Origin of the sequence: Xenorhabdus khoisanae (assembly GCF_001037465.1) — a bacterium.
GTDB classification, from domain to species: domain Bacteria; phylum Pseudomonadota; class Gammaproteobacteria; order Enterobacterales; family Enterobacteriaceae; genus Xenorhabdus; species Xenorhabdus khoisanae.
The window spans coordinates 1-754 of record NZ_LFCV01000222.1; the positions used below are offsets into that span (position 1 = coordinate 1).

1 protein-coding gene and 1 pseudogene are annotated in these 754 nt (G+C 50.0%); both read right to left on the minus strand.

The genetic code is table 11. The features are described 5' to 3' along the window. Positions 1-207, minus strand: a pseudogene (locus tag AB204_RS20285) (SAM-dependent DNA methyltransferase); the annotation flags it as partial. 114 nt (positions 208-321) lie between these two features. Beyond that, positions 322-754, minus strand: a 433-nt coding sequence (locus AB204_RS20290) for a DUF1281 family ferredoxin-like fold protein (RefSeq protein WP_047965193.1), incomplete at its 5' end; no start/stop codon positions are given.

The following is a 754-nucleotide window of genomic DNA, read 5'->3' on the forward strand; positions in this document are numbered from 1 at the left end:
CACAATCCGGTCAACATCTTCCCGTTCGTACTTTTTGATGGTTTTCAGGTAATACTGCTCCAGTTCCTCACAGTAACAGTATTTATTGTGAATGGCGGCCATCGCACAATTGCAAAAATCCTGAAAGACCGGGTAACGACGGTGGCAACGCGCCGTCTGGTTAAACAGTTCGATAAATGCTTTTTGGTGATTCGGTTGTGATGACATCACGTGTTTTCCTTGCAAAAAATAAAGGAAGAACATGTTCCGAAAAGGGAAAATGTTTCCCCTTTCGGTTGAAGTGAAGACAAAAAATAAATTAATGATGGGTTAAACAACGCGTTATTGCCCAACGGCGATGGCCGGCACGGGCAGGTTTACATTCCGCTTTTCCTCGTTGACCAGATAAAGTGCCGGCCGGTTCTCCCGTCCTGACTGCCCGTTGCCGCTGTCTACATGTTCGCACTGGTCATAGCAATCGTAGCCTTTGAGCTGACCTGATGATTCGCTGTACCAGTGACGGATTTCACAGTCAAACACCGATGACAGCTCGCCCATCAGCTCTGCTGAAGGTGGTGACCACGGGGAGTCAAAGCGCACGGTTAAACTGCTGACATTGCGACGCTCCCAGCGGACATGGTGACCCAACGGCCATTCCATACCGTATTGTCCGTCGTAAAACTGCGCCGCAGTCGCGATGCCTTTCAACAAGCCACTGTTACCGTTAACCTCAGTCGCCAGCCGGGTCGGCATTATCATCAGCATATCGCAGGGC